The organism is Sphingomonas sp. FG14, assembly GCF_057809675.1.
Window position 1 is genome coordinate 845,571 of record NZ_JBMDKK010000001.1, and the last position, 24,793, is coordinate 870,363.

The 24,793-nt window shown below is 64.9% G+C and carries 28 protein-coding genes; 22 read left to right on the forward strand and 6 right to left on the reverse strand.

Annotated features, from left to right (window positions below; genetic code table 11):
* Positions 1–11 precede the first annotated feature (11 nt).
* From ACODTA_RS03900 to ACODTA_RS03945, 10 genes are read left to right on the forward strand one after another with little or no spacing between them, the layout of a single operon-like run.
* Complete coding sequence (locus ACODTA_RS03900) at positions 12–1,070, forward strand: ABC transporter substrate-binding protein (RefSeq protein WP_489064486.1); 1,059 nt, start codon at positions 12–14, stop codon at positions 1,068–1,070.
* Positions 1,071–1,091: 21 nt separating this feature from the next.
* Positions 1,092–2,207 carry an ABC transporter substrate-binding protein gene (locus tag ACODTA_RS03905; protein ID WP_489064487.1) on the forward strand — a complete coding sequence of 372 codons (1,116 nt, stop codon included), beginning with the start codon at positions 1,092–1,094 and terminating at the stop codon, positions 2,205–2,207.
* On the forward strand, positions 2,204–3,406 hold the full coding sequence (locus tag ACODTA_RS03910; RefSeq protein ID WP_489064488.1) for an MFS transporter: 1,203 nt from the start codon (positions 2,204–2,206) through the stop codon (positions 3,404–3,406). The genes ACODTA_RS03905 and ACODTA_RS03910 overlap by 4 nt, the downstream gene beginning before the upstream one ends.
* Positions 3,407–3,408: 2 nt before the next feature.
* On the forward strand, positions 3,409–4,167 hold the full coding sequence (locus ACODTA_RS03915; protein ID WP_489064489.1) for an ABC transporter permease: 759 nt from the start codon (positions 3,409–3,411) through the stop codon (positions 4,165–4,167).
* Positions 4,164–4,931: an ABC transporter permease gene (locus ACODTA_RS03920; RefSeq protein ID WP_489064490.1), complete on the forward strand. Its 768-nt coding sequence runs from the start codon at positions 4,164–4,166 to the stop codon at positions 4,929–4,931. Before ACODTA_RS03915 ends, ACODTA_RS03920 begins: the two co-directional genes overlap by 4 nt.
* A gap of 14 nt (positions 4,932–4,945) precedes the next feature.
* A complete protein-coding gene (locus ACODTA_RS03925; protein ID WP_489064491.1) occupies positions 4,946–5,794 on the forward strand; it encodes an ABC transporter ATP-binding protein in 849 nt (282 codons plus the stop codon).
* Entirely contained in the window at positions 5,791–6,393 is a 603-nt protein-coding gene (locus ACODTA_RS03930) for a nitroreductase family protein (protein ID WP_489064492.1), read from the forward strand. Before ACODTA_RS03925 ends, ACODTA_RS03930 begins: the two co-directional genes overlap by 4 nt.
* Before the next feature lie 14 nt (positions 6,394–6,407).
* A complete protein-coding gene (locus tag ACODTA_RS03935; RefSeq protein WP_489064493.1) occupies positions 6,408–7,349 on the forward strand; it encodes an LLM class flavin-dependent oxidoreductase in 942 nt (313 codons plus the stop codon).
* A 13-nt stretch (positions 7,350–7,362) separates the two neighbouring features.
* Positions 7,363–8,520: an LLM class flavin-dependent oxidoreductase gene (locus ACODTA_RS03940; protein WP_489064494.1), complete on the forward strand. Its 1,158-nt coding sequence runs from the start codon at positions 7,363–7,365 to the stop codon at positions 8,518–8,520.
* A gap of 28 nt (positions 8,521–8,548) precedes the next feature.
* Positions 8,549–9,259: a class II aldolase/adducin family protein gene (locus tag ACODTA_RS03945; protein WP_489064495.1), complete on the forward strand. Its 711-nt coding sequence runs from the start codon at positions 8,549–8,551 to the stop codon at positions 9,257–9,259.
* Between the two features lie 46 nt (positions 9,260–9,305).
* Here ACODTA_RS03945 and ACODTA_RS03950 read toward each other — a convergent pair whose 3' ends face one another.
* On the reverse strand, positions 9,306–10,520 hold the full coding sequence (locus tag ACODTA_RS03950; protein WP_489064496.1) for a hypothetical protein: 1,215 nt from the start codon (positions 10,518–10,520) through the stop codon (positions 9,306–9,308).
* 209 nt (positions 10,521–10,729) lie between these two features.
* Here ACODTA_RS03950 and ACODTA_RS03955 point away from each other — a divergent pair, with 209 nt between their 5' ends.
* Both ACODTA_RS03955 and ACODTA_RS03960 read left to right on the forward strand, forming a co-directional pair.
* Positions 10,730–11,659 (forward strand): AraC family transcriptional regulator, encoded by a 930-nt coding sequence (locus ACODTA_RS03955; RefSeq protein WP_489064497.1) that lies wholly within the window; start codon positions 10,730–10,732, stop codon positions 11,657–11,659.
* A gap of 157 nt (positions 11,660–11,816) precedes the next feature.
* Entirely contained in the window at positions 11,817–12,602 is a 786-nt protein-coding gene (locus ACODTA_RS03960) for a DUF2189 domain-containing protein (RefSeq protein ID WP_489064498.1), read from the forward strand.
* Between the two features lie 18 nt (positions 12,603–12,620).
* Here ACODTA_RS03960 and ACODTA_RS03965 read toward each other — a convergent pair whose 3' ends face one another.
* Positions 12,621–13,190, reverse strand: coding sequence for an ArsR/SmtB family transcription factor (locus tag ACODTA_RS03965; protein WP_489064499.1), 570 nt, complete (start codon positions 13,188–13,190; stop codon positions 12,621–12,623).
* Positions 13,191–13,367: 177 nt separating this feature from the next.
* On the opposite strand from ACODTA_RS03965, the gene ACODTA_RS03970 reads away from it, so the two are divergent.
* On the forward strand, positions 13,368–14,468 hold the full coding sequence (locus ACODTA_RS03970) for a serine hydrolase domain-containing protein (protein WP_489065388.1): 1,101 nt from the start codon (positions 13,368–13,370) through the stop codon (positions 14,466–14,468).
* A gap of 386 nt (positions 14,469–14,854) precedes the next feature.
* A complete protein-coding gene (locus ACODTA_RS03975) occupies positions 14,855–15,970 on the forward strand; it encodes a diguanylate cyclase domain-containing protein (RefSeq protein ID WP_489064500.1) in 1,116 nt (371 codons plus the stop codon).
* Positions 15,971–15,982: 12 nt separating this feature from the next.
* Here the strand turns inward: ACODTA_RS03975 and ACODTA_RS03980 are convergent, their stop codons facing one another.
* Positions 15,983–16,705 carry an SRPBCC family protein gene (locus ACODTA_RS03980; RefSeq protein ID WP_489064501.1) on the reverse strand — a complete coding sequence of 241 codons (723 nt, stop codon included), beginning with the start codon at positions 16,703–16,705 and terminating at the stop codon, positions 15,983–15,985.
* A gap of 10 nt (positions 16,706–16,715) precedes the next feature.
* The gene (locus ACODTA_RS03985) at positions 16,716–17,339 is read right to left on the reverse strand and encodes an ArsR/SmtB family transcription factor (RefSeq protein ID WP_489064502.1); all 624 of its coding nucleotides are present in this window, start codon (positions 17,337–17,339) and stop codon (positions 16,716–16,718) included.
* 126 nt (positions 17,340–17,465) lie between these two features.
* Between ACODTA_RS03985 and ACODTA_RS03990 the strand changes: the two genes are divergently transcribed.
* From ACODTA_RS03990 to ACODTA_RS04020, 7 genes are all read left to right on the forward strand, one after another.
* Positions 17,466–19,775: a patatin-like protein gene (locus ACODTA_RS03990; protein WP_489064503.1), complete on the forward strand. Its 2,310-nt coding sequence runs from the start codon at positions 17,466–17,468 to the stop codon at positions 19,773–19,775.
* Positions 19,776–19,882: 107 nt separating this feature from the next.
* Positions 19,883–20,215, forward strand: coding sequence for a LapA family protein (locus tag ACODTA_RS03995; protein ID WP_489064504.1), 333 nt, complete (start codon positions 19,883–19,885; stop codon positions 20,213–20,215).
* A complete protein-coding gene (pyrF, locus tag ACODTA_RS04000; RefSeq protein ID WP_489064505.1) occupies positions 20,212–20,886 on the forward strand; it encodes an orotidine-5'-phosphate decarboxylase in 675 nt (224 codons plus the stop codon). Before ACODTA_RS03995 ends, pyrF begins: the two co-directional genes overlap by 4 nt.
* A gap of 94 nt (positions 20,887–20,980) precedes the next feature.
* Positions 20,981–21,379, forward strand: a complete 399-nt coding sequence (locus ACODTA_RS04005) for a hypothetical protein (protein ID WP_489064506.1) — start codon at positions 20,981–20,983, stop codon at positions 21,377–21,379.
* Positions 21,380–21,485: 106 nt separating this feature from the next.
* Positions 21,486–21,653, forward strand: coding sequence for a hypothetical protein (locus ACODTA_RS04010; RefSeq protein WP_489064507.1), 168 nt, complete (start codon positions 21,486–21,488; stop codon positions 21,651–21,653).
* Positions 21,650–22,126: a copper chaperone PCu(A)C gene (locus ACODTA_RS04015; RefSeq protein WP_489064508.1), complete on the forward strand. Its 477-nt coding sequence runs from the start codon at positions 21,650–21,652 to the stop codon at positions 22,124–22,126. The genes ACODTA_RS04010 and ACODTA_RS04015 overlap by 4 nt, the downstream gene beginning before the upstream one ends.
* 55 nt (positions 22,127–22,181) lie before the next feature.
* The gene (locus ACODTA_RS04020) at positions 22,182–22,766 is read left to right on the forward strand and encodes an SCO family protein (RefSeq protein WP_489064509.1); all 585 of its coding nucleotides are present in this window, start codon (positions 22,182–22,184) and stop codon (positions 22,764–22,766) included.
* 55 nt (positions 22,767–22,821) lie between these two features.
* Here the strand turns inward: ACODTA_RS04020 and ACODTA_RS04025 are convergent, their stop codons facing one another.
* The gene (locus tag ACODTA_RS04025) at positions 22,822–23,388 is read right to left on the reverse strand and encodes a nucleotidyltransferase family protein (RefSeq protein ID WP_489064510.1); all 567 of its coding nucleotides are present in this window, start codon (positions 23,386–23,388) and stop codon (positions 22,822–22,824) included.
* Between the two features lie 106 nt (positions 23,389–23,494).
* Between ACODTA_RS04025 and ACODTA_RS04030 the strand changes: the two genes are divergently transcribed.
* The gene (locus ACODTA_RS04030) at positions 23,495–24,316 is read left to right on the forward strand and encodes an alpha/beta fold hydrolase (RefSeq protein WP_489064511.1); all 822 of its coding nucleotides are present in this window, start codon (positions 23,495–23,497) and stop codon (positions 24,314–24,316) included.
* A gap of 34 nt (positions 24,317–24,350) precedes the next feature.
* Here ACODTA_RS04030 and arr read toward each other — a convergent pair whose 3' ends face one another.
* Positions 24,351–24,770, reverse strand: coding sequence for an NAD(+)--rifampin ADP-ribosyltransferase (gene arr / locus ACODTA_RS04035; protein ID WP_489064512.1), 420 nt, complete (start codon positions 24,768–24,770; stop codon positions 24,351–24,353).
* Between the last annotated feature and the right edge of the window lie 23 nt (positions 24,771–24,793).

Genomic DNA, 24,793 nt, shown 5'->3' on the forward strand with positions numbered 1-24,793 from the left:
GGAACCAGGCCATGCCCAATTACCCCAAGGAAATCTGGTACACGCGCTGCCCCGTGCCGACGCCGCTGGGTATCGCGGTCAATCGCGGGCTGATCGACAGTGCGTTCGCGCCGCTCGGCGTCCAGGTCAATTCGATCCAGGACACCAATGATGCGAGCGCCCGCGCCTCGCATATCGACCATCACCTGCCGCACAGCTTTCGCCAGGGCGGCAGCGTGCCGGCGATCTGGGCACGCGCGGCGGGCGTCGAGACCCGCGTTATCGGCCTGTCGTGGATCGACGAGAGCCAGGCGATCATCGCGCTGCCGCAATCGGGCATCCGCACCGTCGCCGATCTGCGGGGGCGGCGGATCGCACTGCCGCTGCGCAAGGATCAGCGCATCGACATCTTCCGCGCAACCGCCTTGCGCGCGCTGCTCGCGGGCCTGTCGCTCGGCGGCGTTGGTGAGGACGAGGTCGAATGGATCGATATCGATGCAAGCGATCCGATATCGCCAGACGACCAGTCGCCGCTCGGTATCACGGCGCGGCGCGGCTGGAACGGACGCCCGCTCTACACCGCCGAGTTCCAGGCCTTGGTACGCGGAGAGGTTGACGCAATCCATGTGAAGGGATCGCTCGGCCAGGAATTCGCGTTCCTCGGCGGCGCGCATGTGGTGATCGACACCGGCTTCCATCCCGATCCGAAGGTCCGCATCAACAACGGTACACCCCGCCCGCTCACCGTCGATGCGGCGACGCTCGACCAATATCCGGAGATCGCCGAACGATTGCTTGCGCAGGTGATCGCCGCCGGCGATTGGGCAACATATAACCCGCAAGAAACGCTCGCCTATATCTCCCGCGAGACCGGCTCGTCGGAACAGTTCGTCCGCGCCGCCTATGGCGGAGACACGCTGCATCAGCGGCTTGGGACGGACCTGTCGGATGCCTCGATCGACGCGCTCACCGATTTCACGACCTTCCTGTTCGAACGCGGATTCCTGCCGAACCATTTCGACGTGGGCGAATGGATCGACCGGCGCCCGTTCGAGGCGCTGTTCGGCGCCGCCGCACGCGACGCGGCCTGATCGAACCGGAGGATCAGGATCATGTCGCGCAAATCCCTGTCGATCGCGGTGCTCGCGGTCGTCGCCCTTGCGGCGCTTGTCGCTTTCCAGTTCCGGGGCGGTACGCCGGCGCAAACCGCCGGCCTGCCCAGGACGCTGACCATCGCCACGATCGCCTATCCCTATAAGGGCCGGCAGGAATATAGCGGCCTCGCCCAGGTCGTGATCCAGCAGGGCTGGCTGAAGGAACAGCTCGCCAAAAAGGGCGTTGAACTCGCCTGGTTCCCGGTGCCGACCGCGGTCGGCGGCCCGCTGATCAACGAGGGGTTTGCCGGCAAGCGTATCGATTTCGCGGGCTATGGCGACTTCCCCGCGCTCATCGCCAATGCCGGCGGCGTCGAAACCCGGCTGATCGTACCGTCCGGACGCGGCCAGAATGCCTATCTGGTCGTCCGCAAGGGACTGGATGCCAGGAGCATCACCGACCTGAAGGGCAAGAGGATCGCGCTGCATCGCGGCCGCCCCTGGGAACTGCCCTTCGCCAAATTGCTCGATGCCAACGGCCTCAAGCTCGACGATTTCAAGATCCTCAACATCAATCCACCCGCCAGCCATGCAGCCCTTGCATCGGGCGATGTCGATGCGGTCTTCCTGCTCTCCGACGCGATCCTGCTCGAACAAAAAGGTGTCGGCCATATAATCTGGTCGACCAAGGAAGCGCCGACCGACTGGAAGATGCGCGCCGAACTGTTCGCGCGAAAGGATTTCGTCGACCAGCAGCCCGAACTGACGCAACTCGTCGCTGACGCCTATGTCCGCGCCGCGCACTGGGCGGCGCAACCCGAGAACCGCGCCGCCATCGCCGAAATCGCATCGCGCGGCGAAACACCGCTGAGCGTGGTCGAAAAGGAATGGGACGAGCCGCGCATCGCCTGGGCCGATCGCTGGTCGCCGCTGTTCGACGCGCCGGTGATCGAACATTACCGCGCGGCGGCCGACTATATTTTCAAGCAGGGACTGGTGCGTGAGAAGGTCGATGTCGACGCACTGCTCGACCGGCGCTTCGCCGATCAGGCACTCCGCAATCTGAAGCTCAAGACTTTCTGGCAGCCCGCCGCAACCAAGGCCGCCGCCGCACAAGGGGTGCCGGGGTCATGAGCGACCAGAACACCACCCTGTCCGATACGCGGTTCCTTTCCAGCTTCATCGTGCTCGCCGCAATCAGCGGCCTCACCGTCGGCCTCGGAAAGATCCTGACGACGCTCTACGCGATCTCGCTTGGCGCCACGCCGTTCCAGGTCGGCATCGTGTCTGCGATGGAATCGATCGGCATGGTACTCGTGACCGTGCCCGCCGGCTTCATCATCGCCCGCTATGGCGCGCGCGGCGTCTATTTCCTTTCAAGCCTGGGTCCGCTGCTCGTCAATCTCGTCATGCCGCTCAGCGGGTCGTGGATCGCGCTGGCCGCCGGCCGGGGGCTGATCGGCCTGTGCATCCCTTTCCGCATGGTCTCGATGAACTCGTCCTTCCTCGAACGGTTGAAGACGCTCGGCCAGGCGAAGGCGGGCTGGTATCGTGGCGCGCTCACCGGCGGCACCGCGATCATCGGCCCCGCCGCCGCCGCACTGCTCAGCCAGCGTGCCGGCATCGCGATCAGCTTCTGGATTGTCGCCGCCCTGTTCGGCCTGATGGCGCTGTTCAGCCTATCGTTCCTGCCGGTGCGCGATGTGCGCGGCGCGGAAGAGGCGCCTGGCTTCATCGCCGAACTGCAACTGATCTTCGCCAATCCCGGCGTTGCCGAAAGCTGCCTGGTCGAATTCGTCAGCAGCGCGACCAATGCGCTGTTCGGCACCTTCATCATCCTCGTCGCCATGGGATTGCCGCTGCTGACCGAACAGGACGGCATCCATGTCCTGCTGTTCCAGGGCGCGATCTCGGTCGCGATGCTGTTCCTGGGCGGGTCGTTCGTCCAGAGGCTCGCAACGCCTTATGCCTATGGCATCAGCCTTTCCCTCGCTGCGCTGGCGCTCGGGGCGCTCGGGTTGAGCGGCGGTTTCGCCGGACTGGCGATCGGCGCGATGCTGCTGAGTGGCGGCTCGGCGATCGTCCACCTCGTCAACGTCCGCATGCTGGCGAGCGTACCCGGTGGGAAGAGCAAGATCGCCGGCCTCTACAATCTCGCATCGATGACGGGATCGTCGTTCGGCGCGATCGCGGGCGGTTTCGCGAGCAAGATGGTCGCGGTCCAGTCGGTCTTTCTGCTCTGGATCCCGCTGCTGTTCGCCGCGGCATTCCTGATCACGCTGCTCCGCCGACGCAGTGCCACCACCACCTCCGTCGCGCTGGGAGAAGCCTGACCATGTCCGCACGCACCATCGCCCTCGGAACCGCCTTGCTTCCGCCACTGCTGGTTGTCGGCGCGTGGCAGGTCGCGTCGTCCGCCGGCCTGTTCCCGCCCCAGATCCTCGTCTCGCCATCGGAAGTTGCCGGGACCATCGCCGAACTGGTGCGCAACGGCGAGTTGGGCAACCATCTTGGAGACAGCCTGTTCCGGCTTTTCTGGGGGTTTGGCATCGGTGCATCGGCGGGGCTCGCCTTCGGCACCGCGCTCGCGCTGTCGCGGCTGTTCGAGGCACTGTTCCTGCCGCTGTTCCAGGCGGTGCGGCAGGTGCCGATCCTCGCCTTCATCCCGATGCTCGTGCTGCTGCTCGGCATAGAGGAAGGCTTCAAGATCACCGTCGTCGCGGTCGCCGCCTTCTTCCCCGTGGCGCTCGCCGCCTTCGATGGCGTGCGCGGCATTCCCAAGGGATGGCTGGAGGTCGCTCGCGTCTATCGCACGCCCCTGCCCGCGCTGCTCCTGCGCATCCTGATCCCCGCCACCGTTCCGCCCGTGCTCACCGGATTGAGGCTGGGGCTGACGCGCGCATGGTTGGTGCTCGTCGCCGCCGAACTGCTCGCCGCCGACAACGGCATCGGCCAGATGATGGAGATGGGGCGCCAGCTCTTCCGCATAGATGTGGTGCTGGCAGGCGTCATCATCAGCGGACTGATCGGCTTCTCGCTCGATCGCGGCGTCAAGCTGGTCGAACGCCGCTATACGCGCTGGAGGGTGGCATGAACCGCCCCCTGCCCCGTATCGCGCTGGGCCTGATCGTGCCTGCGCTGATCCTCGGCTGGTGGACCATCCAGTCCAATGCCGGTGGCGCGCGTGCACTCGCCTTCGTGCCGCTGGGCATGATCGCCACCACCTTCGCCGAACTGGCGACCGGCGGCCTGCTGCTCGACGATGCGCTCACCACCCTGTCGCGCGCCGTGACCGGGCTGCTGCTCGGCAGCGTCGCCGGCATCGCGCTCGGCGTCGCGATGGCGACGCTGCGTCCGGTCGACCGGCTGATCGGCCCGCTCTACCACGCGATCCGGCAGGTGCCTCTGCTCGGCTGGCTGCCATTGATCGGCCTGTGGCTCGGCAATGGCGAATCCGCGAAATTGCTGATCATCGGGCTCGCCGCCTTCTACCCGACGGTGCTCGGCACCTATGAGGGCATCGCGCATGTCGAACGCCGCTATCTCGATGTCGGCCGCGTCTATGGCTTCAACGCGCTCCAGCGTTTCCGATATGTGCTGCTGCCCGCCGCGCTGCCGCTGATCCTGACCGGCATCACCCAGGCGATCGCCTTTGCCTGGATCGCCACGATCGGCGTCGAGATCCTGCTCGGTGCCGGCGGTGGCCTTGGTGCGACGATGGGCGTCGCGCAAGCGCAGCAACGCATGGACATCATCCTGGTCGCCATCGCCGTCACCGCCCTGCTGGGCTTCACGATCAACCACCTCTTCGCCCGTCTGCGCGGCCATCTGCTGCGCTGGCAGGGCAACCTTGCCTGAAACGGAGACTCGCCATGACCGCTCATCCCCGTATCCTGCCCCAGTCCCCGTCTATCGATACCGCCGGAAAGGGTGCCCTCACCCTTTCAGGTCTTGCCAAGACCTTCGCGATCGACGGCCGCGCACTGCCGGTGCTCGACGGCATCGACCTGTCGATCCGCCCCGGTGAATTCGTCAGTATCGTGGGAGCGAGTGGCTGCGGCAAATCGACCTTGCTGCGGCTGATCGTCGGGCTCGACACCGATTATTCGGGAGAAATCCGGCTCGACGGCAAGCGCATCACCGGCACCAGCCTCGATCGCGGCATCGTCTTCCAGGATCATCGCCTGTTCCCGTGGATGACGCTGGAGGAGAATATCGGGCTCGCCCTGCTCAACAGCGATATCCCCAAGGAACAACGCGCGCGCATCGTCACGGAGCATATCGCGCTGGTGAACCTTACCGGCTTCGAAAAGGCCTATCCGCATCAGCTTTCCGGCGGAATGGCGCAACGCGCGGCGATCGCGCGCGCGCTGGTGACCGAGCCCACCTTGCTACTGCTCGACGAGCCGCTGGGCGCACTCGACGCGCTCACCCGCGTCCATGTCCAGACCGAGCTCCAGCGCATCTGGATGCGACAGCGCTCGACCGTGCTGATGGTGACGCACGATGTCGAGGAAGCGCTGTATCTGGGCGATCGCGTCATCGTGATGGCGCCCAATCCGGGACGGATCCGCCGCATCGTCGATGTCGACCTGCCGCACCCGCGCGATCGCAGCTCGCCCGTGCTGCACCGCCTGCGCGACGAGATCCTGGCCGAACTCACCACCACGCCCGATCCCGAGAACCTTGTCCGCTTTCCGGCGCAGGAACAGCGCGGATGAGCGCCGCATCGCCACGCAAGGCCGATCATCCGATCGAGCCGGTTTTTGTGGACCGCTGGTCGCCGCGCAGCTTTTCCGGAGAACCCGTGCCCGACGCGGTATTGCTGAGCGCTTTCGAAGCCGCACGCTGGGCGCCGTCCGCCTTCAACGCACAGCCCTGGCGCTTCCTGTTCGCGCGGCCCGGCGACGATGCGTGGGCGGATTATGTATCCTTCCTCAATCCGCGTAACAGTCTGTGGGCAAACCGCGCCTCGGCACTGGTCATCGTCGTGTCGGCGCGCGCGTTCGAACGGGACGGCAAGCCGGTCGCAATTTTCAGCCACAGTTTCGACACCGGCGCGGCCTGGGCCAATTTCGCGCATCAGGCGCTGCTACTCGGCTGGCATACCCATGGCATTGGCGGCTTCGATCGCGACGCGGCGCGCGAACGCCTGGGCATTCCTGACGATCATGACGTGCAGGCGATGATCGCGCTCGGCCGTCGCTCCAATCCCCAGGATCTGCATGAGGATTTGCGTGGAGCCGAACTGCCCAGCGGCCGCAGGCCGATCACCGAGACCATCTTCTCCGGGCGCTTCGGCGCGCCCGCTTTTGCATAAAAGGAGGACGCCGCATGACGATCCGTATCTATTGGCAGCTCAACCCGGCGGCCGAGAACAGCCGCTCCGAACCGACCGACCGGCCGCGCTATCAGCCGGTGATCCGCGATATCCGGACCGCATCGATCAACCGCTACGACTATTATGCGCAGATCGCCCGCGCCGCCGCGCTCACCGGGTTCGACGGGCTGTTCGTCGCGCATCGCGCCGATGCCGATGACAGCCAGATCGTCGCGGCCACGGTCGCGCGATCGGCGCCGCGATTGACGATCATTCCCGAATTTCCGGCCTCGGTCGGTTCGGCGGTCTATGCCGCCAAGCAGGCGGTGAGTTTTCAGCGGCTGGCGCATGGCCGGCTCGGCTGGGCGATCGCACCCGACGCCGATGCCGCCACCCGCGCACGCGGCGCCGACCAAGTTGCCGAAGACGATCTGATCGCGCGGACCGAGGAATTCCTGATCGTCGCGCGCGGTGTCCACCGCGAACGGCCATTCAGCCACAAGGGCCGCTTCTTCGAAGTCGAAGGCGGCGGGTTCGAGGCGCCGCTCAACGGCGTCGATTTCCCGCGCGTCTTCCTGCGCGGCACCGACGAGGAAGCGCTGTCGCTGTCGGCACGGCAAGCGGACGTCCATCTGCTCGACGACGCACCGATCGACACGCTGCGCGCCCATATCGAAACGCTCGACCGGCTCGCGCTGAAACAGGGCCGCAATCTGGAATATGGCATCCTGCTGCCGCTCGTCGCGCGCGAAACCGCCGACGAAGCACATGAGGTGCATGAGCCGAGCCTGGCCGGCAGTTATGACGAGATCGCGGACCGTCTCGCCGAACTGGCGGCACTCGGCATCGGTCACTTCGTGCTGACCGCTCAGCCGGGCTTCGAGGAAGCCTATCGCATCGGCCAATTCGTCCTTCCGCGCCTGCGTGCCCGTGTGGCGCCGGCCCGCGCTGCCTGAACAGGAGAGTTCCATGTCCATCGACTTCTACTGGCGCCTGCCCACCCATGGCTGCCACGCCAGCGTCCGTCGCGGCTCCTACGACCGGGGCGACTGGTCACCGCTCGTGCCGGGCAACCAGGCGCCGGGCCTGACCGCCACCGGCGAGGATGACGGCTACCGCTATATCGACCATCTGGCGGAGATCGCGAAGGCGGCAGAGATTTCCGGTTTCATCGGTGGGCTGATCCCGTCCTTTCCCAATACCGACGATCCCTGGGTGATCTCGCCACTGCTCGCGCGCGAAACCAAGAGCTTCCGCTTCATGATCGCGTTCCAGCCCGGCTTCCTCAATCCGGTGCAGGCCGCGCGGTTGTCCGCGAGCCTCCAGCGCGCGACGGGCGGGCGCACCGTCTACAACATCATCACCGGCGGCGGCGGCCCTTCGCAGCTCTGGTGGGGCGACAGCTTCAGCCATGACGACCGCTATGGCCGCACCACCGAATTCCTCGACGTGCTCAAGGGCGTCTGGAGGGATCAGGATTTCAGTTATGACGGCCGCTTCTACAAGGTCGAGCATGGCGGGCTTCCGCCCTTGCTGGGGCGCGAGGAGATTCCAGAGATCTGGTTCTCGGGTTCTTCGGATGCCGCACTGCAGTCGGCCGCCAAGCACGCCGATTATTATCTCTCCTGGCTCGAACCCTTCGACCAGCTCACCGACAAGTTCGCGCGGGTGAAGGAGCGGACGGCCGCGCTCGGCGGCGAACAGAAATGCGCCGTGCGCGTCGATCTGGTCGCACGCGCGACCGAGGAGGAGGCGTGGCGCGACATCCGCATCGGCTTCGAGAATGTCAGCGACGAGACGCGCGCGCGCTGGCGCGGCCAGCCGACCGACTCCGTCGGTGCGGCGCGACAGGCGGCGCTGAAGCCGACCGAGGCGAAACGCTATGACGATCTGATCGTCGCCCCCAATCTCTGGGGCGGATTCAATCTGCTGCGCGGCGGCCCCGCGGTCGGCATCGTCGGCAGCTACGAACAATGCGCCGCGAAGCTCGACGAACTGATCGCGCGCGGGACTGACGCCTTCATTCTCGCGGGCACCCCGCATCTCGAGGAAGCCTATCGCGTCGGCGAGGAAGTTTTGCCGTTGCTCGGCCGCAAGGCGGAGACGCTGCTTCAGGCCGCCGAATGATTTTCAGATCCAACCCAGGAGACCGATCATGACGACACTCAACACCGGCATCACCGATTTCGCCGCGCAGGCGGCGCGCGACGCCGCCATCGCCTTTGCCGGGCTGCGCGACACCCACACCATCTCGCCCAGCGGCACCGTCAATTTCGTCGAGCGCGTGCCCGGCGAGGCCGTGGTCGTCTCGATCGGCTATCCGGGGCCGTTCGCGCCCGATGCCGAACTCAAGCCCACAATCTACACACTGGAAGGCGACGTGCTGCAAGGCCCGCCCAACGCCAATCTCGGCGGCGGCCGCTATCTGCCGATCTTCCGCGCGCATGACGACATCACCACCGTGAGCCATGTCCATACGCCCTATCTGGGCGCCTGGTCGCAAAGCCATCGCGCGCTGCCGATCCGCTATGTTCCCGTCCAGCGCTGGACGCGGGCTCGCGAATTGCCGATCTATATCGACCGCCGGCAGGGCGAAGCCAATTTCATCCTCGAAATCCTTGCCGAGGATCCCCAGGTGCCCGCGATCCTGGAAGCCAATGGCGGCTCGACCGCTTGGGGCCGCAAGGGCCTGCTCGCACTGGCGAACTATATCGTTCTGCTCGAGGAAGGCGCGCGGCTCCAGGCGCTGGCCGAAACCCTTGGCGGATCGCGGGATTACGGCCCGGGCGTGCTGGAACAGCAATGGAAGATGTCTGGCCTGATCCGCGAAACCGACCGGTTCGAGGAAGCGATCGCGGCCGAGTGAAGGCCTGCGCGGGAAGGCCATGGGGTCTTCCCGCGCACCGAAACCATCAGCAGGTCGGCAGAGGGATGCCGAGCGGGCCCCGGCACTTCTTCTTGCGCCCGCCATCACCGGCTGGCCCCTCGCTGGAACGGCGGTTGCCGCCCATGCCGCCACCCATGCCTTCCATATCCGCGCCCACCATCAACATAGTGTAGGAGCGGAAACGCACCTTCGCCGTCCAGTCGATATTCCACACCGCATTGCCGGCGGGCTTGGGCGGATAGGAGAAATGCGCCTCCGGCCCGAAGGCATTCAGATAGCCGATCATCATCTCCCCCGACGCCTTCTTGACCTCGGCCGGGATCTGGCAGCTCGTTTGCGATGGCGGCATCACGATCTTCTTGGCGATCAGATTGGAAACCACCGAAGGCGGCAGCCAATCCCACAGCCCGCCGCCGAACTCGCGCGCGGCGCTGCTCGTCCACCAGACCATGTCTCCGCCCTTGTCGTTGCGGTCCATGCCGCCCATCGTCCAGGCGACATAGCCGGTGGCGGGCTGGACCGAATTCCAGCGGACCATCACCGAACCGTCGGACTGTTCGCTGGTCTGGGCGTTGACGCCGGGCATATAATCCTGCGCCAGGGTAAAATTGATATCCGATCCCGCATTGCTGGCGATGCGGTGCCCGCCCACCAGCGACGAACCGGATGTGGGCTGCTTGCTCGACTTGCCATTGGGCCATTCCATATAGGATCGGCTGTTCGCGGCGGTGATCTCGCGGATGATCGGCACCGCGCTGCTGAACAGCCCCGGCGGCATCTGGCCCGCAGCGACCTTGGCGAAATCGATCACCACGGGCTGGCCCGGTCCCGCCTTTGCCCCGCAACCCCAGTAAAGCAGCAGCCTGCCCCTGGGCCGTTCGAAACCCTCGGGCTCGGTTCCCGGTTTGCGGACGGGGCTGACCAGCGGCACCGATTTGCCGAGCCTTGCCTGTGGCAGGAAGAAATGATCGCCCTGCGGCGGCGGCGCGGTCGGCGCCTGGTTCGATCCCAGCCGCAGATTGAGCTGATAGGCGACCTTGCCGTCCGGACCGCCGCCCAGCATCATGCTGAGCGCCCCGCCCATGCCGCCGCCGCCCGCCATCGCGGCAAAGCCCGACATGGTCGCCACGTCCATCTCGTACCGCTCCTTCGGGCCGGTGGTCTTCTGCGCCGATCCCGGCACGGTGGCGATGATCGCGACGATCGCGGCGATGGAAACGAAACGCAGGCTCGAACGCATGAAACCCTCCCGTTACGGCGTGGGATTCCGCTAGCGCATCGGCGGAATCGCGTCTTGGGCTCAGGATCAGGGTTTTGCGCTAGATCAGAGCCAGCAGGAATTTTCGAACGGCCGGAAATTCCTGATGCATTTTATCCGCAATGGCGCATAACATCCCGAATCTGAAGGCGGCGTGGGGGCGCTTCTGCTGTTCAGGGAGTCGCCGGGCGATGCGGTTTTCCAGTGACGACATTCCGCCCGAAATGCGCGCGCAAGCGATCGAAAGCGCATTCGGCGCGCATGTGCAGGGCATGGTGGATTTTGTGGACGACGAGCCGGTGCGCGTCGACATGGGGCTGCGCGGGCTCGCCAGCATACACATCGCGCGGATCGATGCCTCGCCGCTGCGGCTGATCACCCCGTCGGACGACAATGGCCTGCTCTACCTCAGCATCACCGCATCGGGCGGCGGGCTTATCGACGCCCGGGGCGAAGGCCGCACGGTGAAGGCAGGCGACGTCAATGTGATGCGCCGCGATCGGCAATGCACCACCGTCGTCGCCGAACACAGTACGATATTGAGCATCGCCATGCCCCGCGCGACGCTGGTTCCCCGGCTCGGCAGCATCGACAGCCTCCACGCACCGCAGGTCCACTCATTACCCGCCGCGCGGCTGCTCGAAAGCTATGCCCAAGCGCTGCTCGACGATGGCACCGATCTGAGCATGGAGGAACAATCGGTCTTCGCCGGCCATCTCGTCGATCTCGCCATCCTGACGCTGGGCGCCAGGCGCGACGATGCGCACGAGGCAACCAAGGGCGGCGTACGCGCTGCGCGGCGGCGTGCGGTGAAGGCCGATATCGCGGCACATCTCGATCTGCCCGAGCTTTCGGTGGAATGGATGGCGAAGCGTCACACGGTCAGCCCCGCCACGATCCGCGCGCTCTTCTACGACGAAGGCACCAGCTTCACCGATTATGTGCTGAGCGAGCGGCTCAGCCATGTTCGCGCGCTGCTCACCTCGCCCTATCTCGCGCATCACAATATCGCGACGCTGGCGCTGATGGCGGGCTTCAACGACATCACTTGGTTCAATCAGGCGTTTCGCCGCCGTTTCGGGATGCGGCCGTCGGATTTGCGTGCAGGGCAGACACACTGAGGGCACAAATCCCGGCCACGGGCAAGACCGCTGGCATGTCCTGGCGAATGGGCGTATCATCCGTATCAGCGGTGCCGGCGAGCAAACCGCCGCCGGCATGCATTTTTCGGCAGCCTGACTGAGCACAGCCGAGGCCTGCCTTGTCGGGAGACTCATTATGGTCGCCGCCTCTTCGCTCGCAGTGCCCACATCGGACGTAACCGTGCGCCGTATCGGCGTGGCGGATCTTCACTGGTCGCTCCGGCAGGGCTTGAGCGATTTCCTGGCGCTTCGCGGCGATATCCTGTTCGCCGGGGTGATCTATCCGGTTCTGGCGCTGCTCGCCGCCGCCTTTGCCCTCAATGCCGACATGATCCCGCTCATCTTTCCGATGGCTGCCGCATTCTCGCTGCTGGGCCCGATGATCGCGATCGGCTTCTATGAGCTTGCGAAACGGCGTGAGGAAGGGCTCGATATCGGCTGGAGCCATTTCCTCGATCCGCTGCGCGGCCCTGCGCGGTGGCAGATCCTGGCGCTCGCGGCGATGCTGACGCTGATCGCCATCGCCTGGATGTTCGTCGCGCGCGCCATCTACGACGCGACGCTCGGCACGCTCGCACCCGCCGGTCCGGTCGCCTTCGTCTCCGACCTGTTCGGATCGGCCGAAGGATGGCGCCTGATCATCTTCGGCAACCTCGCCGGCCTGTGCTTCGCGATCGTCACGCTCGCGATCTCGCTCGTCTCCTTCCCGATGCTCGTCGATCGGCGCAACCATGCCAGTGACGCCGTCGAAACCTCTCTTCGCGCCACGCTGCGCAATCCGCTGATGGTCGCGCGCTGGGGATTCTATGTCGCGGTCATTCTCGCTGCAGCCTGCATTCCACTGTTCCTGGGGCTTGCGGTGGCGCTGCCGGTGCTGGGCTATGCGAGCTGGCACCTCTATTCGCGGATCGTCGAGCGGTAGCGATCGCGAAGCGTGCCATCATTCGGGCGCCAGCGCGGCGTGGAGGATGTGGCGGCGGCCATTGGGACGATCGAGCCGGGCATAACGATCGAACAGCTCGAACAATTCGCGCGACAACGCACGAACATCATCGGGCGCCAGCATACAGCGATGCCAAAGGTCAGTGGCGTTGCGCGGCCCATTGCCGTCGGAAATGATCCGCATCCGGGGGCCGCGATCGTGATCGTAAAGTACCCCGCTATATGATCCGGCGAAGCTGCGTTCGAGCGCGGCCTGAAGATGCGCTGTCCGGTCCTGGCGCGGCAGCGCCCCGGTCAGTCGCGCGGGTACGAAGAAGCTTTTCGCGGTCGCGCGATAATGACGGATAGCCCGTCCCGCGCGCGGTGTTTCGTGCTCGACCGCCACCAACCCAAACTCGATCAGGCGTCGAAGATGATAGCTGATCAGGTTCAGCGGCGTGTCCGTGAGTGCCGACAGCTCGGCTGGGGAGCGCGCACGATCGATCAACGCCAGCAAAATCAGCCTCGATCGCTCGTTGGCGAACACGCGCGCCGCCGCTTCGTTCGTGATTTCGATCCGCTCTTGCATCGCCCCCTCCATATTCGCGATGCTTATTCAATATCCCCTCTTTGAATTGAAGTAGAGACTGGGCTGCAATGCCGTGATCGAGTGGGAGGATCTATGCGTATAACGATATTGATCGGATTGGCTTGCACGGCGATGACGGCGAGTGCCTGGCCAGCCATGGCGAGCGCAGGTGCACCAATGGCCGCATGTGTCGCTGCTCGCGCGAATGCGGCTGACTTGAGCGGGGTCGCCCTGGTCATGCGCCAGGGCGTCAGCACGATATTCGCGCGCGGTGAGGTTGGGGAAGCGGGAAGCGCGGCGATCACGGCGGACACGCGTTTCAACATGGGCTCGATGACCAAGATGTTCACCGCGGTCGCGGTCGCGCAATTGATCGAGGCCGGCAAGATCTCGCTCGACGATCCTGTCGGCAAACATGTCGATGGACTGACGCCGGGTACGGCGGCGGTGACGGTGCGCCAATTGCTCACGCATAGCGGCGGGCTCGGCTCGATCTTCCGTCCCGATGCCGAAGCGGTGGTCGCAAATGCCCGTGCGACGCGCGACTATAAGCCGATCGTCGCGGCTGAGACGCCCGCTTTTACGCCCGGTGCACGCCACCAATATTCGAATTCGGGCTTCGTGCTGCTCGGCCTGCTCGTGGAAGCCGCCAGCGGCCAGGACTATGCCGATTATATCGACGCGCATATCCTGCGACCGGCGGGCATGACGGCCACGGGCATGACGCTGGGCGACGCCGCCACGCGCGCGACGCCGATGACTCGGGGCATGGGCTCACGCCTCATGCCGTTACACGGCCCGGGGCCGGGCGGCCCGCCCCGACAAGACGGCGCAGCGCCGCGGACGACTCCCCCGCCCCCGGCGGACGGCCCGCTTCGGCCGGCGCCGGCCAGGGGCAGCTATGCATCACCAGCGGGCGGAGCATATGCCAGCGCCACGGACATGGCGCGCTTCTTCCAGGCATTGCTGGCGGGCAAGCTGATCCGGCCTGATACACTGCGCAGTTTCACCGGGCCGCAGATCGAGGCGATGCCGGCACAGGGAGACCGGCCAGCGATGCATTACGGCTTCGGATTTGGCACCGGCAGCGTCGACGGTCATCGATGGTTCGGCCACAATGGCGGCGCGCCAGGTGTCAATGCCGAGGGTGGTGCGTTTCCGGACGACGACACGATCATCGTGGTGATGAGCAATCGCGATCCCCCCGCCGCCGGCCGGCTATATGGAGATCTTCGACGCATCGTGCTTGATGATGCGAAACTGGCGGGCTGCGCCTGATCGCCCGGCTTCCCCAAAAAAAATCGCCCCGGCGTGGGGGGGCCGGGGCGATACAGGTCCGACTGTGGGGTGTCGGCCGATATTGAGAAACGCAACCCACCACGCAAACATCGGTTCCGTCACTTTCGATATATGCACAAAAAAGCCCCGGGCCCGCGTGAGACCCGGGGCCGAGACGCAGCAGCATGTGCGCGTCTCGAAGCAGGGAAACCGTCGTCCCATACGCTTGACAGGGACGATGGTTGCAAGGCCGCGGACGCTGAGACTGTACGGCCCCTGCCCCTCATGCAAGGGCAGCGCGGAATCGAAACGGTAGCGTTTCGTTAACACACTGAAAATCATTGCAGCTTAATGTGATAGCCAGCGAGGGATTGAGGAAACGAGCGGTGCCGCAGCGAGCGGATGATCTGCGACAGACGATCTATGTCGAACTGGTGCACAGCCTGTTCGCGACGATCGTGCCGACGCTCATCATGTCGGTGGCCTTCACGCTGTCCGCTGCGCTGATCCATGTCAGGCTTGGCGATCCTTTGCTGATGACGCTGGGATTTGCCGGGATCCTCGCCAGCATCGTACGCGTGGCCATCGTGCTCAAATGCAAACGCGATGCCGCGCGGCATCAGGATCGCAGACATGCCCAGGCGATGGAGCGCTGGTTCGGCGCAAGCTATCTCGGGTTCGCGCTGTGCCTGGGGACGTTCGGTGCGCGCGTATTCATGCTTCACTCGGTGGAAGCACATATGCTGACCATCTGTCTGCTCGTCGGCTATTGCGCCGGCGTGGCGGCGGTGGTCGGGCTGCGGCCGCTGATCGCGGTGCCCGCCATGGTGATCGCGATCATGCCCGCGATCATCGTCTCCGCATTCAACCCGGACGAGATATATTGGGTGTTGAGCGGCACGGCGGCATCGCTGCTTGCCGGGGGATCATACAGCGTGCTGGTCCGCCATCGGGCGACCCAGGCGGAGATCGGCAAACGTATCAGCTTCGCGTCGCTGGCCCGCCATGACGGGCTGACCGGCCTGCCCAACCGTCTGGCGCTGCGCGAATGGTTCGATGCCCATGTCGGCCGTGGCCCACGCGAACGCGCGGTCGCCGTCCATTATCTCGATCTGGACGGCTTCAAGCCCGTCAACGACCGTTACGGCCATCCAATCGGCGATGCGCTGCTGTGCGCGGTAGCGGGCCGGCTGGCGCACAGCCTGCGCGCTGGCGACATCGCCGCGCGGCTGGGTGGCGACGAGTTCGCGATCATCCAGCGCGACTTGGGCCGCGTGGAAGAAGCCGAATTGCTGGCCCACCGGCTGTCCAACGCGATGAAACAGCCCTTCAGCATCGGCGAACACGATATCCGTATTTCCGCATGCATCGGCACCGTCACATCCACCAGCCGTACCGACGATCTCGAACGCCTGCTCACCGAAGCTGACGAGGCGCTCTATGTCGCCAAACGCGGCGGCCACATCGTCATGCGCCGGTCGCACAACAGCATGGCGGCATAGGCGAAGGGCACGTCAACCGCAGCCTTGCTCCTTCGCCTCGGCGAAGGTGGCGTTCCACCAGTCGGTCCAGCGCGCTTCGAGAGCATCGAACTCCACTTCATCCAGGCCATAGGTGGTCAGGATCACCATGCCGCGCCCGTCCGGCGACTGGGGCGTCTTAGATTTATCGGTGGCGATCAACAATCCGTCCCCCCATTGCGGAACCGTCAGTCCGAATTGCCAAGGGGTGCGATGCCAGGCGATACCTTCAATCCGGTCCCCGGTCGCCAGCGTCACCGAAATTGGCTGGCCGGGTGACGTGTCGCGTGCATCGGTCAGCCCCAGAGCCTTGCTGGGCACAGCGCCTGAACCGTTGAGATAGATGGTCCGTCGTGGACCGACGCCATGTCTTTCTGCGGCAAGGCGCAATTGCTGAACGAAGCTGATCCAACCTTCGTTCATATCTTCGTAGACATCATCCCAACTCTCGCCGTCGGGGGCGCCGCGCACGACGCGCAGCAATGTACCCCCGCCTTGATCGACAAGTTCGAAGCGATCCTCGGTTCCTTCGAAACGAAGCGTCTTCGTCGCCTCATCGCGTCGGCCATATTTGTAGAAGATGAAGTCGATTTCCTCCTTCAGCGAGTCCGCTTCCCAGCCGAACCAGTTGTAGATCTTCTCGGGGTCGCTCAGCGCATCCCAAACGACATCAGCCGGCGCCGCAATCGTCACTTCCACCAGAACCCGGTCAGCCATCGCGTCCTCCTCAGTTCAATGAACTTCGCTCAGCGTTTTCGGAAAGCGTTCCAACCGCCGGATGACCGGTCGCGGTCAGCCGGAAGCGTCGGCGATCTCCGTTCGCCGGAAAATCGCGCGCCAGATCGACGACGGCACGGGTCAGCCGTGCAGCGAATAGATCGATCTCGGATGGCGCGGCAAAACCGACATCCGCTTCGATCGTGAAGGTCATCAGCCGTCGCCCCTCGCGTTCGGCTTCGCCGCGCATCCGCCCCACCTCGTGAACCATCCGCGCCGCTGTGCGCACCAGATGCTCGGCGGAATGCCGATCCTGCTTATCCCGCCGATCCTGATCGGGCGGCGGCGATCCCAGCAGCATCGGATCGATCATCATCGCTCCGGGCCGAACCGCATAGAGCTTCTCGACAAAGCCTCGTCGCCGGCGTTCCCCGGTTTCGAAGATCAGTCCGGCCTGTTCGAGCACTTTCAGATGATGCCGCACACGCTGGCGCGGCATGCCCAGAATATCGCCAAGCGTCGCGGCGGACGCCGGCTCCTTCAGGTGATCGAGCAATTGCCGTCGCAACGGCGACAGTGCCAGCCGCACCGCCTGCGGATCACCGACCAGATTGAGCGATTCCTGTTGATCCATTCCGGAAAGCTACAATTGACAAATTTTATTGTCAATTAATGCGCGGACCGCTCCAGTCGACTGGATATTGGCGCTTTTCCGCGCAATGCTCGACTTTTAGGCGCGCGCCTGCCATCCATCGCCGCGATGCGTGAAAAGGAACTCAGGCTGGCGCTGGTCTGCTACGGCGGCATCTCGCTGGCGGTCTATATGCACGGCATCACCAAGGAGATCTGGAAACTGGCGCGCGCCAGCCGCAATTTCCTGGAGGGTAAACCCGCCGAAACCGGCACCAAGGCCGTCTATCATCGCCTGCTCGATCTGATCGAGACCGAGGCGGGCGTGCGCATGCGCGTGTTCGCGGATATCATCGCGGGCGCATCCGCCGGCGGCATCAACGGCATTTTCCTGGCCCAGGCGATTTCCACCGGCCAGTCGCTCGAACCGCTCACCAATTTATGGCTCGAATGCGCCGACGTCGAACGACTGCTCGATCCCGACGCGCGGCCGCTCAGCCGGCTCACCAAATTCTGGGCGACGCCGATCGCCTGGATGGCCGCGAACAAACCGGGCGGCACCGTCGACCAGACAGTCGATCCCGAAACCCGCGACGAAGTGAAGAGCAAGCTTTCAAGCTTCGTGCGCGCGCGCTGGTTCGCGCCGCCCTTTGGCGGGCCGGGTTTCACCAATCTGCTGATCGACGCGCTCGACGCGATGGCGGCGTCCGAGCGTGGTCCGCGCCTGTTGCCGGACAATCAGCCGCTCGACCTATTCGTGACCGTCACCGATTTTCATGGCCATCCCGAAAGGTTGCGGCTCAACAGTCCGCCCGAAGTGGTCGAAACCGAGCATCGCCTGGTTATCGGCTTTTCCGATCGCGATCGCGACGCGCGCGGGATAGGCCATGCCGCTGAACTCGCCTTCGCGGCGCGTGCGACCGCGAGCTTTCCAGGCGCCTTCCCGCCCTTCACCGTCGGCGAACTCGACGGGGTGCTAAAGTCCCGTAAACGCGGATGGCCAGGCCGGGCCGCATTCCTCAAACGCGCACTGCCGCGCCAGAGCGCTGCCGAGATGATCGACCGTACCGTGCTGATCGACGGATCCGTGCTCGCCAATGCCCCCTTCAAGCCCGCGATCGACGCATTGAGGAACCGGCCCGCGCGGCGCGAGGTCGACCGTCGTTTCGTCTATATCGATCCCAAACCCGGCATTCGCAGCATCGGCCTGCCAAAAGGCGAGGAAGACGCCCTGCCCGGCTTTTTCGGCACGATCTTCGGCGCGCTTTCGAACCTGCCGCGCACCCAGCCGATCCGCGATAATCTGGAGCAGATCGAACGACGATCCAGTCGCATCCGGCGAATGCGCACGGTGGTCGAGGCGCTGCGGCCCGAAGTCGAGGATTCGATCGAATCGCTGTTCGGCATCACCCTCTTCCTTGATCGGCCGACACCCTCGCGCCTGCGCGCCTGGCGCGCCAAGGCGCAGGATCGCGCGGCAAAATCGGCTGGCCATGCCTATCCGGCCTATGGCCATCTGAAACTCTCCAGCGTCGCCGACGAAGCGGTGTCGATGCTCTTCGCATTGTCGGGCCATCATGGCAGCGTCTCGCGTGGGGCATTGTCGGATGCGGTATGGCGCGCTCTCCAGGCCGGTGGCCTTGATCGCGTGGGTGGCCGCAGCGGTGCCACGCCCGCCGCGATCGACTTCTTCCGATCGCACGACCTGGGTTTTCGCGTCCGCCGCCTGCGACTGCTCGCACGGCGGCTGACCGCGCTGGCCGACGCGGAAACCGCGCCAGCCGTAGCGATCGATGGCATGCGCGACGCGATCTATCACTGCCTGGCACTCTATCTAGACCGCGAGATGGACGATTTCTATTCGGCGGCCGTGCGTGAGGCCGCCGCGAATGCGATCGAAGCTCCCCAAGAAGCGCTTGATGTGCTCGCCGCCGCGCGCAACCTGCGCGCGATCGACGACATGACCGACGAACGCATCGCTGAAGCATTGGCTGAGCTGCCCAAGGATCAGCGGCGGCCAATGCTCCTCGCTTATCTCGGCTTCCCTTATTACGACATTTCGACGCTGCCGCTGCTTCAGGGCGAGGGGCTCGACGAGTTCGAACCGGTCAAGGTGGATCGGATCTCCCCCGACGATGCCGTCGCGATCCGCGCGGGCGGTGCCGAAGCCACGCTGAAGGGTATCCAGTTCAACAGTTTCGGTGCCTTCTTCAGCCGCGCCTATCGCGAGAACGACTATCTCTGGGGCCGGCTGCACGGCGCCGACCGGCTGATCGATATCCTCCTGTCCAGCCTTCCCGCCGGCCGCACGCTGCACCCCGGCGAGGCCGCATCGATCAAGCGCTCAGCCTTTCTCGCGATACTTGACGAAGAGGAATCGCGGCTCACGGCGGTACCCGAACTGTTCAAAACGCTGCGCTCCGAGATTCCTTCGGCTTGAGTCCAAAGAAGTATCCGGCCTAGAGCCCTCCCAACCGAAAAACCGGTTTCCACTTTTTCGGGAAGCGCTCTAGTGTCGAACAGCTCATCACCAGCAGGATCATCGGCATGCAATTTCTGAAGACGATCTTCTGGGTCATTCTGGCCGTGGTCGCCGTCGTCTTTTCACTTGGCAACTGGATACCGGTGACATTGAAGCTTTGGGGTGATGTGGAGGTCGACGCGAAACTCCCGGTGCTGATGATCTGCGCATTCCTGCTCGGCCTGATCCCGATGCTGATCATCCATCGCGCAACGCGATGGCGATTGCGAAAACGGCTGGAAAGTACCGAACGCGCGTTGAACGAAGCACGCGGCATCAACACCACCCCTGCGCCCGAAACCCGCGAATCGATCCCGCCCGCCTCTATCCCCACCGCAGTGCCGCCGGGGGTCGCATGAGCAGCCCGATCTACGTCGCGCTCGACACGCCCGATATCGAACGCGCCAAGGCCATCGCGACCCGCGTCCGCAACCATGTCGGCGGGATCAAGCTGGGCCTGGAGTTCTTCTCCGCCAACGGCCGCGCCGGCGTCCGCGAGATGGCGACGCTCGGCCTGCCGATCTTTCTCGACCTGAAGTTCCATGACATTCCCAACACGGTCGCGAAGGCAGTGCAGGCGCTTCGCCCGCTCGAGCCCGCGATCATCACGATCCACGCTTCGGGTGGCCGCGCGATGATGGAGGATGCCAAGGCGGCGGCGCCCTTGGGTACCAAGGTGGTCGCGGTGACGGTGCTGACCAGCCTCGACGAGAATGACCTCACGTCGATCGGACTGGCCGGAGATCCGCATGAACAGGTGATGCGCCTGACCGAACTGGCGCGCGATGCCGGGCTCGATGGTGTCGTCTGTTCGGGCAATGAAGTGGCGGCCGCCCGGAAACTCTGGCCCGGTGGTTTCTTCGTCGTTCCCGGTGTCCGCCCGGCTGGTGGGCCGATCGGTGACCAGAAGCGCGTGATGACGCCGCGTGCGGCCCTCGACGCCGGGGCGTCTGTGCTTGTCGTCGGCCGACCGATCACCCAGGCCGAGGATCCTGATCTGGCCGCGCGAGAGATCGAAGCGACGCTGTAGCGGCGGAATATGTCGCCGCAATTCTGTGGTGGGACAAGATGACCAATCGACACGTGCCAGTCGGGATGGAACGACTGCCCGTTCAATGATGCCGATGACCGCCCGGATTCGAGAGTCACGCCAGGCGCGGGGCCTGTTCGCCCTGCTGTTGCTCTGCGTGCTCGCGATCCGCGCGATGGTGCCGACAGGATTCATGCCCGTGTCGTCCGCTCAGGGCATCACGGTTTCGCTCTGCACCGGCGAAGGTGCGGCGACGATCCTGCTGCCGATCGAGCGCAAGGATAATCATCCCGGCGATCACAAGTCTGTCGAACCGCCATGCGCGTTCGCGGCGGGGCTTGGCGGCGGACTGGTCGAGCCGCCTTCAGCGCAACTCTTATTCCGTACCGATACCGATTATCGCGCACCGCCCACGCCGGCGGTCGCAGACCTGATTGCCCATCGCCTCGCGGCACCACCGCCGCCCGCACTCGGGCCGCCCACGCACGCCTGACCTGCCGCGCGGCGGGCACGCATCCCGTCTTCGCCGACGAACCGCGCATGGCTCGCCCATGCGTCACGCCGATCCGTGCATGGGTCGGTATGGAAAAGGCATATCGATGGTCACCACATCGGGCGCGCACGGCGCTTTTATCACCGAATTGCGGCGCATCCGCCGGTCGAGCTGGCTCCTGATCGCGGCTTGCGCGCTCTTCCAGCTTGGCGACGCCGCGATCCATTCGGCGCCGGACACGGCGCAACTCCTGCATCAGGAAAGACTCTCATGAAATATCTCCTCACCGCCGTCGCGCTCGCCACGACAGTCAGCACGCCGCTGGCCGCGCAAGGCGCCCGAAAGGCGGGCATCGCGATCGAGCACCCCTGGTCGCGCCAGACCGCACCGGGCCAGAGCAACGGCGCCGGTTTCATGAATGTCGTCAATCACGGCAAGGCGGCGGACCGGCTGCTCGGCGGCACTTCGCCCGCCGCCGCGAAAGTCGAGGTTCACAGCATGACAATGGAAGGCGGCGTGATGCGTATGCGACCGGTAAAGGGCGGCCTGCTCATCCCGGCAGGGGGCGGCGTCGCCCTGAAACCGGGTGGCTATCATATCATGCTGATCGGATTGAAGAAGCCGCTCCCACCGGGCGCGCAGGTGCCGGTGACGCTGCGTTTCGAGAATGCCGGCGGCATCACCGTCCAGTTGAAGGTGCGACCGATCGGTGCGACCGGACCGGAGGTCAGCCATGGACGCCATTGATCCACCCCCACCGCCCGCCTCGTCACAAACCTCATCCGGGTTCGGTCGCCTCCGTGTGGTGCTTTGGGTTCTCGTGCTCCTCGCAGTGCTCGGTGCCGGCGCGTTGTATTTCGTCAGCCGACAAGCGCCGACCAGCGCCGCCAGCGCCTATGCCTCAGCCTATGGCGGCAACTTCGCGATGACCGACCAGACGGACCGCACCGTCACCGACAAGAGCCTGCGCGGGCGGCCTTATGCGATCTTCTTCGGCTTCACCCGCTGCCCCGATGTCTGCCCCACCACGCTCAACCGCATGGCGCAACTCCGCAAGAAGCTCGGCCCCGATGGACACAGGTTCGACATCGTCTTCGTCTCGGTCGATCCCGAGCACGACAAGCGGGAGGATATCGGTCGTTACGTGGAACTGTTCGGCACACCGATCATCGGGTTGACAGGCACGGACGCGCAGATCGAACGCATCGTGAAGGCCTTTCGTATCTATTATGCGAAAGTGCCGATGGAAGACGGCGACTATACGATCGATCACACCGCATCGATCTTCCTGATGGATCGCCAAGGCCGTTTCGTGACGACAATCGACCATCAGGAAGGTGATCAGGTCGCGGTCGAGAAACTCAGGCGTGCGATCTCGGAGACGTGATCCAGCCAAGGGCCGCGCGTTTCCCGCGACAGCAGGGGCGCGCGCGGCCGGCCTGCTAGTCTTGCTCGATCACCGACAGCCACGGCCAGCGCACACGATAGCTCTCCGCCTTTTCGCGGAACAGCGCTGGCCTGGGGTTATTGGGATTCATGCGCAGCTTTCCGCGCGCCAGATCGTCCAGACCATTGGGCGCGTAGAGTTCGCCCGACGCCACCTCGATGCCGACGCAGGTGCACGCGATCAAATAGCGGTTGATTCCGTCCCGCGCCGATCGAAGCTGGGGATAGCCGTCGCCGAAACGCTCAGCATACCAAAGATGCACGCGCGCCTGATTTCGGACCTCCACGGTGACGCCGAGATCCGCGGTCAACGCGTCGACTGCGCGTATAACGCCGTCTTCGGCATCCCAGGACAGATCGTCATCGGCGAAATAGAAAACGTCGTAATCCTTGATGCCCCAATCCGGCGCATTGCCCGAAACCCGGTTCCAGGCCGTCTGGAACAGGCACCCGGCGACCAAGTGGCATTGATCGAGGCGCAAAGGGGCCAAACGCGACATCAGTTCCACATTGACAGTGTTCTCCATTACGCAATCAACGAACTCTGCCGGCGTCATCGGCATTCCTCTCCCGTGATCCGGAACCGGTTGTGGCAGATCGCCCCTCGAATTCCCATCCGGCTCGGACGAGCGGCTGGGAGAGCGCAGGCGAGGCTGATATGGCGCAGCGATGGACGATATCCTTTATACCCCGTCAGGTGTGCGGCTGCGCCGGCGCGGCATGCGACCGGGCGCACTGAACTGGCTGTTGTTGCCCGGCGGCCCCGGCATCGGCTCCGAGAGCCTGGAGGAACTGGCCGCCGCGCTGACGGTTCCCGGCACCGTCTGGCTGGTCGACCTGCCGGGCGACGGATCGAACCGCACCCCGCCGGGCATGGCCGGCGATCCATTCGCAGCCTGGCCGCATGTGGCGGTGGAAGCTGCGCTGGCAGTGCCCAATCCGGTGTTCGTAGGGCATTCGACCGGCGGCATGTATCTGCTGGCCACGCCGGAACTGGAGGGTCACATACGCGGACTTGCACTGCTCGATACCGCCCCCGACGCATCCTGGCATCCCCGTTTCATCGAGATGGCCGATCGCAATCCCCTGCCCGCCGTCACCGTCGCGACCGAGATCTACGAAGGCGAACCTTGCGACGCCAATATCGCGGCCCTCGCCATCGCTTCCGCCGACTGGAACTTCACATCCCAAGGCCTCGCCGCAGGTCGCGCCCTGCTTGCCCGCATGCCCTATAACAACGCTGCCGTGGCCTGGTCAGACGCGCATTTCGATCATGTCTATCGGGCGGCATGGTGGCCGCGATCGGTGCCCGTGCTGATACTTGCCGGCGCGGACGACCGCATCGTCTGGCAAGGCGGCTGGGCCGACGATCGATTTCACACGCCCAACGCACTGTTCCGCACCGTGGCCGGGGCCGGGCATTTCCCATGGATCGAGAACCCCGCCGCCGTCGCCGCCGCCTTTGTCGATCTGAGTGAGCAGATCGGCTGATCAGCATATATCCGCCCAGGCGCCTCTTCCCTGCTTAATCGATCGCCTCCACGCCCTGCGCCTTCAGGCGCTCGAGATGATCCTTCATCTCTCGCAACCGCTCAGGGGCATGGCCCTGCCACTCGGTCACTTCGCCGATGATGCGCAGCGGATCACGCGAGCGATAGGATTGGGTGGGATTGCCGGGGAATTTCTTGTCGGTCAGGTTTGGATCGTCACTGATCGAACCGGTCGGCTCGACGACATAGATTCGCTGGCGGCCGCCGCCGACAGCCAGTTCCGCTCCCCAAATGGCAGCGTCCAGCGTGCCCGTGAGATAGATCCAAGGTGCCCGTTTCCGTGCCCCGTAGTTGGAGCCATGGCCGGCCGCGAGCAGATCCCCCACATTCAGGTCCGCGCGCGTGCCATGATAGAAGCGCGTCGGCAGGTCGGCATTCGTCTCGGTGGCTGTCATGATATTCCGCTCCTTCTCGAACG

Excerpts from the sequence above, each read along its gene's own strand:
- ACODTA_RS03900 (WP_489064486.1), top strand. The coding sequence starts at position 12 with ATGCCCAATTACCCCAAGGAAATCTGGTACACGCGCTGCCCCGTGCCG.
- ACODTA_RS03905 (WP_489064487.1), top strand. The coding sequence starts at position 1,092 with ATGTCGCGCAAATCCCTGTCGATCGCGGTGCTCGCGGTCGTCGCCCTT.
- ACODTA_RS03910 (WP_489064488.1), top strand. The coding sequence starts at position 2,204 with ATGAGCGACCAGAACACCACCCTGTCCGATACGCGGTTCCTTTCCAGC.
- ACODTA_RS03915 (WP_489064489.1), top strand. The coding sequence starts at position 3,409 with ATGTCCGCACGCACCATCGCCCTCGGAACCGCCTTGCTTCCGCCACTG.
- ACODTA_RS03920 (WP_489064490.1), top strand. The coding sequence starts at position 4,164 with ATGAACCGCCCCCTGCCCCGTATCGCGCTGGGCCTGATCGTGCCTGCG.
- ACODTA_RS03925 (WP_489064491.1), top strand. The coding sequence starts at position 4,946 with ATGACCGCTCATCCCCGTATCCTGCCCCAGTCCCCGTCTATCGATACC.
- ACODTA_RS03930 (WP_489064492.1), top strand. The coding sequence starts at position 5,791 with ATGAGCGCCGCATCGCCACGCAAGGCCGATCATCCGATCGAGCCGGTT.
- ACODTA_RS03935 (WP_489064493.1), top strand. The coding sequence starts at position 6,408 with ATGACGATCCGTATCTATTGGCAGCTCAACCCGGCGGCCGAGAACAGC.
- ACODTA_RS03940 (WP_489064494.1), top strand. The coding sequence starts at position 7,363 with ATGTCCATCGACTTCTACTGGCGCCTGCCCACCCATGGCTGCCACGCC.
- ACODTA_RS03945 (WP_489064495.1), top strand. The coding sequence starts at position 8,549 with ATGACGACACTCAACACCGGCATCACCGATTTCGCCGCGCAGGCGGCG.
- ACODTA_RS03950 (WP_489064496.1), bottom strand. The coding sequence starts at position 10,520 with ATGCGTTCGAGCCTGCGTTTCGTTTCCATCGCCGCGATCGTCGCGATC.
- ACODTA_RS03955 (WP_489064497.1), top strand. The coding sequence starts at position 10,730 with ATGCGGTTTTCCAGTGACGACATTCCGCCCGAAATGCGCGCGCAAGCG.
- ACODTA_RS03960 (WP_489064498.1), top strand. The coding sequence starts at position 11,817 with ATGGTCGCCGCCTCTTCGCTCGCAGTGCCCACATCGGACGTAACCGTG.
- ACODTA_RS03965 (WP_489064499.1), bottom strand. The coding sequence starts at position 13,190 with ATGCAAGAGCGGATCGAAATCACGAACGAAGCGGCGGCGCGCGTGTTC.
- ACODTA_RS03970 (WP_489065388.1), top strand. The coding sequence starts at position 13,368 with ATGGCCGCATGTGTCGCTGCTCGCGCGAATGCGGCTGACTTGAGCGGG.
- ACODTA_RS03980 (WP_489064501.1), bottom strand. The coding sequence starts at position 16,705 with ATGGCTGACCGGGTTCTGGTGGAAGTGACGATTGCGGCGCCGGCTGAT.
- ACODTA_RS03985 (WP_489064502.1), bottom strand. The coding sequence starts at position 17,339 with ATGGATCAACAGGAATCGCTCAATCTGGTCGGTGATCCGCAGGCGGTG.
- ACODTA_RS03990 (WP_489064503.1), top strand. The coding sequence starts at position 17,466 with ATGCGTGAAAAGGAACTCAGGCTGGCGCTGGTCTGCTACGGCGGCATC.
- ACODTA_RS03995 (WP_489064504.1), top strand. The coding sequence starts at position 19,883 with ATGCAATTTCTGAAGACGATCTTCTGGGTCATTCTGGCCGTGGTCGCC.
- pyrF (WP_489064505.1), top strand. The coding sequence starts at position 20,212 with ATGAGCAGCCCGATCTACGTCGCGCTCGACACGCCCGATATCGAACGC.
- ACODTA_RS04005 (WP_489064506.1), top strand. The coding sequence starts at position 20,981 with ATGACCGCCCGGATTCGAGAGTCACGCCAGGCGCGGGGCCTGTTCGCC.
- ACODTA_RS04010 (WP_489064507.1), top strand. The coding sequence starts at position 21,486 with ATGGTCACCACATCGGGCGCGCACGGCGCTTTTATCACCGAATTGCGG.
- ACODTA_RS04015 (WP_489064508.1), top strand. The coding sequence starts at position 21,650 with ATGAAATATCTCCTCACCGCCGTCGCGCTCGCCACGACAGTCAGCACG.
- ACODTA_RS04025 (WP_489064510.1), bottom strand. The coding sequence starts at position 23,388 with ATGCCGATGACGCCGGCAGAGTTCGTTGATTGCGTAATGGAGAACACT.
- ACODTA_RS04030 (WP_489064511.1), top strand. The coding sequence starts at position 23,495 with ATGGACGATATCCTTTATACCCCGTCAGGTGTGCGGCTGCGCCGGCGC.
- arr (WP_489064512.1), bottom strand. The coding sequence starts at position 24,770 with ATGACAGCCACCGAGACGAATGCCGACCTGCCGACGCGCTTCTATCAT.